5 protein-coding genes are annotated in these 7,081 nt (G+C 69.3%); all 5 read right to left on the bottom strand.

The window, feature by feature from the left end; all coding sequences use genetic code 11:
* The coding region (locus FHG89_RS11290) for a cellulose-binding domain-containing protein (protein ID WP_208760931.1) at positions 1-446 on the bottom strand (446 nt) is incomplete at its 3' end.
* Between the two features lie 324 nt (positions 447-770).
* On the bottom strand, positions 771-3,770 hold the full coding sequence (locus tag FHG89_RS11285; RefSeq protein WP_139584321.1) for a glycoside hydrolase family 95 protein: 3,000 nt from the start codon (positions 3,768-3,770) through the stop codon (positions 771-773).
* A 377-nt stretch (positions 3,771-4,147) separates the two neighbouring features.
* Positions 4,148-4,840 (bottom strand): type 1 glutamine amidotransferase domain-containing protein, encoded by a 693-nt coding sequence (locus FHG89_RS11280; RefSeq protein WP_139584320.1) that lies wholly within the window; start codon positions 4,838-4,840, stop codon positions 4,148-4,150.
* 229 nt (positions 4,841-5,069) lie between these two features.
* Entirely contained in the window at positions 5,070-6,008 is a 939-nt protein-coding gene (locus tag FHG89_RS11275) for a beta-ketoacyl-ACP synthase III (protein WP_139584319.1), read from the bottom strand.
* Between the two features lie 433 nt (positions 6,009-6,441).
* Positions 6,442-7,050 carry a class I SAM-dependent methyltransferase gene (locus tag FHG89_RS11270; protein WP_208760930.1) on the bottom strand — a complete coding sequence of 203 codons (609 nt, stop codon included), beginning with the start codon at positions 7,048-7,050 and terminating at the stop codon, positions 6,442-6,444.
* Positions 7,051-7,081 lie beyond the last annotated feature (31 nt).

Below are 7,081 nucleotides of genomic sequence, written 5' to 3'. Positions count from 1 at the left end.
GTGGTGGGTGGCGGGGTGGTGGGTCCGGTGCCGCCGGTGCAGGCCACCCCGTTCAGCGCGAAGCTGGTCGGAGCGGGGTTGCTGCCGTTCCACGAGCCGTTGAAGCCGAAGGAGGCGGTGCCGTTGGTCGCGATGGCCCCGTTGTAGTCCACGTTCCGTGCGGTGACCGCCGCGCCGCTCTGTGTCAACGACGTGTTCCACGCCTGCTGGACGGTCTGACCGGCGCTGTAGGACCAGGTCAGGGTCCAGCCACTGACGGGATCGCCGAGGTTGGTGATGGTGACGTTGGCGCCGAAGCCACCCTGCCACTGCGACGACACGCTGTAGTCCACCGAACAACCGGCGGCTGCGGCGCCCGCCGGCGCCGCCATGGCGACCGCCGTCGAGGCCAGCAGAACGGCGCCGGCCGACACCAAGGCGACGTTCGCCACTCTGGGTTTCCTCATAGAGCCTTCTCCTGAGATGGGGTGACGCACCTGTTTCACAAGCGTCACGCATGAGAATCGGCGTCTGTCCACGACCGGTCCGGGGGACGGTCGGTGGCCGACGCACCGCTGTTAGCGCTAACAGGCGCGGCCCCATCGCACCCGTATTCGCGTACACAGTTGCCCGATGACACACCGGGCTCCCACAGCGTGCCAACCTCTGCGCCATAGACTTTCGCGGATGGATCCGCCGCCCGTCAAGACACGCCGCGCCACCCGGCCCCGCTCGCGTCCGGGACGGGACACGCGCGGGGCCGGGTGGTCGGCTGGTGCGTACGGACGCCGTCAGGCTCCGATCGCGATGGCGAAGATGTGCATGGTCGGCACCCCGGACGCGGGCCGGGCGCTGATGTTCGGCAACTCCACCCGGGCCACCGCCCTGCTCTGCAACGCGACGCCGACGTAGTAGACGCACGCCGCGGTGTTCTGGCGCATGTTGCCGGGCCGGTTCTGGTACGCGGACACGATGGCGGCGGTACCGCCGGCGTGTGGCCCGCCGTACCAGTCGGGCGAGCTGAGCGTGAACGCCTGGCGGGTGCCGTCGGCGTAGACCACCGTGCCGGTCCCCGACACCGCGCCGTAGGTGCCGGTCAGAAGGAAACCGAGCGTGCTCCCGGTGCCGGTCACGCTTATCGACTGGCCCGAGGCGATGGCGTTGTCGGCGACGCCGGGGCTGACGTTGGGCCAGCGGAAGGTGACCCCGTTGCGGCTCACCGTGCTGCCCGGGGTGACGCCGGCCTGCGCCAGCGCCTGCGCGGAGAGCGTGGCCCCGTTGCCGTCGAAGTTGCCGACGCCGGTGTTTGTGTCATTGGTGATGCCCGCATTGGTGAAGCTCTGCTCCAACGTCGGTGTGGTGGCGCCGGAACTGGTGACCCGGTAGGTGCGTCCGGCCTGCACGGTGACGTCGATCAGGTCGCTCTCGATCCGGGTGGTCCGGGCCGCCGTACCGTCGGCGGTGTCGACCACCGTGACGGTGCCCGTCAGGATCCGCGAGCGCAGGCGGACCGTACCGGCGCGGTCCGGTCGCAGCAGAACCTCGGTGGCCTGTCCGTTGGCCCACGTGATGCCGACCGTGTGCCCGCCACGACCGCGCAGACCGGTCACCCGGCCGCTCGGCCACGCCGGCGGCAGCGCCGGCAGAATGTGCAGCTCACCGGCGTGGCTCTGCAACAGCATCTCCGTGATGCCGGCGGTGGCGCCGAAGTTGCCGTCGATCTGGAACGGCGGGTGCAGGTCGAACATGTTGGGCGCGAGCCGTGCGGTGGTCGCGAGATAGCGGATCAGATCGTGGGCCCGCTTGCCCTCCTCCATCCGCGCCCAGAAGTTGATTTTCCAGGCCAGCGACCAGCCCGTGCCGTCGTCGCCGCGCAGCTCCAGCGTCTTGCGCGCGGCCTCGAACAACTGTGGGGTACCGCGCTTGGTGATCTGGTTGCTGGGGGCCAGCCCGTACAGATGGGAGATGTGCCGGTGGTTGCGCTCGGTCTCCACCCAGTCGTAGAGCCATTCCTGGATGTTGCCCCGAGATCCGATCTTCATCGGGGGAAGCCGGTCGCGGGTGGCGCGCGCCTGGGCCCGGAACGTCTCGTCGACGCCGAGGATCTCGCTGGCCCGGGCGCAGCCGTCGAACAGGTCCCGCAGGATCTGGTTGTCCATCGTGGGGCCGGCGCAGACGCTGGCGTCCGTGTGGTGGCTCAGCTCCGGCGAGTTCGACGGGTTGGTGACCAGGTAGCCGAGGGTCGGCTCGGTCACCAGGGTGTTGAGGAAGAACTGCGCGGCACCCTTCATCGCCGGATAGTTCGCCCGCAGGAACTCGATGTCGCCGGTGAACTGGTAGTGGTCCCAGATCAGGGTGCTCAGCCAGGCGCCACCGGTCTGCCACATGCCCCAGAAGGCGCCGTCCACCACCGAGGTGGCCCGCCACGCGTCGGTGTTGTGGTGGGTGACCCAGCCACTCGCCGCGCCGTACTGCACCTGCGCGGTACGGGTGCCGGCGACCGCGAGGTCCCGGATCATGTCGAACACCGGGGTGTGACACTCCGACAGGTTTGTCGTGTTGGCCAGCCAGTAGTTCATCGGCAGGTTCGCGTTGATCGTGTACTTGGAGTCCCATGACGGGGTCAACGAGTCGTTCCAGATGCCCTGGAGGTTGGCCGGCTGGGTGCCGGGCCGCGACGACGAGATCAGCAGGTACCGGCCGAACTGGAACAGCAGCGCGGAGAACTGCGGGTCGTTGACGCTGTTGTGCTGGGCGATCCGGACGTCGGTGGGCTGGTCGGCCGCGGAGGTACGGCCCAGATCGAGGCTGACCCGGCCGAACAGCGCCTGGTAGTCGGCCACATGCCGGCTGCGCAACTGGTCGTAGCTGCTGGCACGGGCGGCGGTGAGGCGTCCCCGTGCGAGACCCTGGTAGTCGCCGCCGACGTTGCGGTAGTTGACGTAGCTGGAGCCGATGGAGATCAACAAGGTCACGCTCGTGGCGTTGGTGACCCGCAGGGTGCCACCGGAACTGGACACGGTGCCGCCGCTGACGGTGGCATTGGCAAGCGCGAGGAACCGGACCGATCCGTTGACCCCCTCCTGGTTGCCGGAGACGCCGTCGAGCGAGATCGTGGTGCCGTCCGGGCTGGCGACCGACGTCCGTTGCGGGCTGTCGAAGGTGGCGGTGAACGTGATCGAGCCGCTCCGGTCGGCGGTCAACCGCATCGCGATGACCTGGTCGGGCGCGCTCGCGAACACCTCACGCTGGTAGCGCACACCGTTCATCACGTACGTCACCGACGTGGTCGCGGTGGTCAGGTCCAGTTGCCGGTCGTACTGCGAGGCGGAGCCCGAGGTGGGGAAGGTCAGCCGGAGGTTGCCCACGGTCTGGTAGGCCAACTGCCCCACCGGGTTGCCGAGCATGTTCTGGTTGATGAGGTTCTGGGCCTGGGTCCACTGGTTCGCGAAGACCAGTCGCCGGATCTCCGCCAGCGCCCCCGCACCTCTGGTGTTGCTGGGATCGTGCGGGCCCCCGGCCCAGACGGTGTCCTCGTTGAGCTGTAGCCGCTCCGCGTCGACGTTGCCGAACACCATGGCGCCGAGCCGGCCGTTTCCGATCGGTAGCGCCCGGAGCCAGTCGGTGCCGGCCGACTCGTCGTACCAGAGCGCCAGATCCCCGGCCGCCAACACCGCTGGAGGCGCCGCGGATTCACCTCGGGCCGCCGCGGTCCACGGTAGCGGCAGCAGGGCGCCGCCCGCGCCGGCCGCGCCCATCTTCAGGGCCTGCCGTCGGGTCAGGTCTGACATCGATCCTCCAAACGGTGACCGATCCGGCCACCCCACGCGCGACAAGGAATGAGAGCCACAGTGGATCCGCTCGGTGGTGCCACAACACGACGTCGCCGCGTGGGGCCCTGGGCGACCCATCGACGGACAGACATCCGATGTGTTTCGCGAAGGTTACACCGGGGCCGCGAGATAGGCAATGATCGATCGATGTGGACCTTGTCGTCCGCAGCACAATGACCAGGAAGATTCAGAGGAGATTCGCCGCCGGCCGGAGAGGCGGGCAGGGCCGACACGCATAGCGCCCCGCGCATACATCAGATGTCATCGCCGGCGGGTGAAGCGATTCCGTCCGGCGGGACCACTCGTCGTGGCCCCACCGGACGGAGGTGGCGCAGCTATCCGCCGTTCCGGGCGACCAGGGAGATCAGCTCGTCCGCGGCCGGACCCGACGAGGCCGGGTTCTGGCCGGTGACGAGCGGACCGTCAGTCACCACGTACGGCTCGAAGTTGCCGGCCTTGGAGAACTCGGCCCCCTTGGCGGTCAACTCGCTCTCGACGAGGAAGGGCACGACCTTCGTCAGACCCATCTCCTCCTCCTCGCTGTCGGTGAAACCGGTGACCCGCCGTCCGGCGACCAGCGGCTCACCGCCGGGCGTCGTGCAGTGCCGCAACACTCCCGGCGCGTGGCACACAAGCGCGATCGGCTTGCCCGCAGCGACGACCCGCTCGATCAGTTTGACCGATTTGTCGTCCTCGGCGAGATCCCACAGCGGGCCGTGGCCGCCCGGGTAGAAGACGGTGTCGAAGTCCTCGACCGACACCGAGTCGAGCCGTACCGTCGAATCGAGCTGGCGCTCCGCCTCGGCGTCCGCCTCGAACCGGCGGGTCTCATCCGTCTGGAAATCCGGCTCCCTGCTCTTCGGGTCCAGGGGCGCCCGCCCGCCCCGCGGCGAGGCGAGCGTCACGTCCCACCCGGCGTCCCGAAAGCGGTAGTAGGGCGTCGCCAGCTCCTCCAGCCAGAAGCCGGTCTTGTCTCCGGTGTCCCCCAGCTGGTCGTGTGAGGTCAACACCATCAGAACCTTGGTCATCTCCGCTCCCATCAGCAGTCTCACTGACAGGTACCCCGGTCGGCAGGGGCGATACCGTGGTCGCCGTCTCCTGCCCGCGAGTGTCAGCCACCAGCACCAATGCGGGTTCCGGTCATGCTGGGCGCCCGCGCCGACGCCGGGCCGACAGGACGTCCGACGAGGGCGGCCGTCGCGGCAGCGGCCGTCGAACCCACCGACCGCTGCCCGCACGGCGAACGGAGCGGGTCGATCAGGGGCAGCGCACCACCTGGCCGGCGTAGGACAGGCCACCGCCGAAGCCGAAAAGCAGCACCCACCCTCCGGAGGGGATCTCACCACGCGCGACCATCTTGGACAGCGCCAGCGGAATGCTGGCCGCCGATGTGTTGCCCGAGTCGACGACGTCCCGGGCGATCACCGCGTTCTCGGCGCCGATCCGTTCGGCCAGTGGCTCGACGATGCGCAGGTTGGCCTGGTGCGGGACGATCGCCGCCAGTTCCGCCGGGTCGATGCCGGCACGCTCGCAGACCGAGATGGCGATGCGCGGCAGAGCCGTCGTCGTCCACCTGAAGACTGTCTGCCCCGCCTGCTGGAACGTACCGTCGCGTCCCTCGATGCGGACGGCGTCGGACATCTCCGGCACCGAGCCCCACACCACGGGCCCGATCTCCGGCTGCTCGGCGGCGGTGAGGACCGCGGCGCCCGCACCGTCACCGATGAGCACGCAGGTGCTCCGGTCCGACCAGTCCGTCCAGTCGGAGAGTTTCTCCGCGCCGACGACGATGGCTGTGCGCGCCGCTCCCGCGCGGATGGCGTGGTCGGCGGTCGCGAGGGCGTGCGTGAAGCCGGCGCAGGCGACGTTGAGGTCCAGCGCGGCCGGACTCGGCAGGCCCAGCCGCGCGGCCACCCGGGCGGCGATGTTGGGCGACCGGTCCTCGGCGGTGCAGGTGGCGACGAGGACGTAGTCGACGTCCTCGGCCCGTACGCCGGCGTTCTCCAGAGCGTGCCGGGCCGCCAGGGTCGCCACCAGGTCGACGGACTCGGTCTTGTCGGCGATGTGGCGGGTGCGGATCCCGACCCGACTGCGGATCCATTCATCGCTGGTGTCGACCGTGCGCGCCAGGTCGTCGTTCGTGAGCACGGCGGCCGGCTGGTAGTGACCGAGCGCGAGAATGCGTGAGCCACTCATGGGCTGTTGCTCCGATCGTTGGCGCACCGCGCGAGTGGCACGGGGAGAACGACAGTGCTCCCAGCCCAGGATGCCACCAGCGGACCTGGCGTCCGGCCCGTAACCACATCGTGGACGACCGTTGCACCTGCGCGACGGGCCGTCACCTGCGACGAGCCCTCACGCGACCTCTCTCGCGCGACGCGTCCCCCCGGAACGCTTGAGGACGACGGCCCCGCCGACAACGAAGATGACGCTGAGGACCACCCCGACGACATTGCCCTCGGTCAGCGTGCTGAAGAATCCCAGAATCCCCACAATGACCGCCACTCCCCCGAGAAGTCGCATGAAGTAGCCGCCGACGGACCTGCCTCGTTCATTCGTCATGGCGAGTGGAGTTGCCCGACACTCAGGTGCCACAAACGTCGATGGACGCAGGGGTGTCGTCGCCGGATCAGCCGGAGGTCGCGGTCGCCGCGATGACGGCGTGCGGCCGATGGGTGCCATCGCCGGGCCGCTGAAGGCGTTCCACTTCGGTGAAACCGGCTCGCGCCAGCCGCGCCGAGAATTCGTCGACGGGCCAGCGATAGGCGGTCACGACCTTGTGGTCGAAGGCGCCGACCTCGTCCGCGTCGAAGAACCCGATGACAAGCGTCCCGCCCGGGGCCACAGCCCGCCGGAGCCGAGCGAGCACGCCGTCGAGATCCGGCGGCGGAAGGTGGATCAGTGAATACCAGGCCAGGAGCCCGGAAAGGGAACTGTCGGCGACGTCGAGGGTGTCGATGGTCCCGAGCTGGTACCTGCCACCGGGGTGGGTCGCCCTGGCGTGGTCGATGAACTCGGGGACCATGTCGAGTCCCGTCGCGTCGACGCCCAACGAGCATAGATGGTCGGTCAGGTGGCCGGGCCCGCAGCCCAGGTCGAGCACCGCGCCGGGCCGGCCCGCCAGATGCCGCCCGATGAAGGCGAGGTCGTCGGGGTGTACCTGATCGCGGCTGCCGAACAGCCCGATGTAGAGCTCCGCGACCGATGAGTACGCCTGCCGGACCCGGTCCACGTTCACCGAGCGACTATAGGCGCTCGAACTGGCCGAC

Origin of the sequence: Micromonospora orduensis (genome assembly GCF_006228125.1) — a bacterium.
Classification (GTDB): domain Bacteria; phylum Actinomycetota; class Actinomycetes; order Mycobacteriales; family Micromonosporaceae; genus Micromonospora; species Micromonospora orduensis.
The sequence above is the reverse complement of the archived record's forward strand: the minus strand, read 5'-3'. Positions and strand labels throughout refer to the sequence as shown.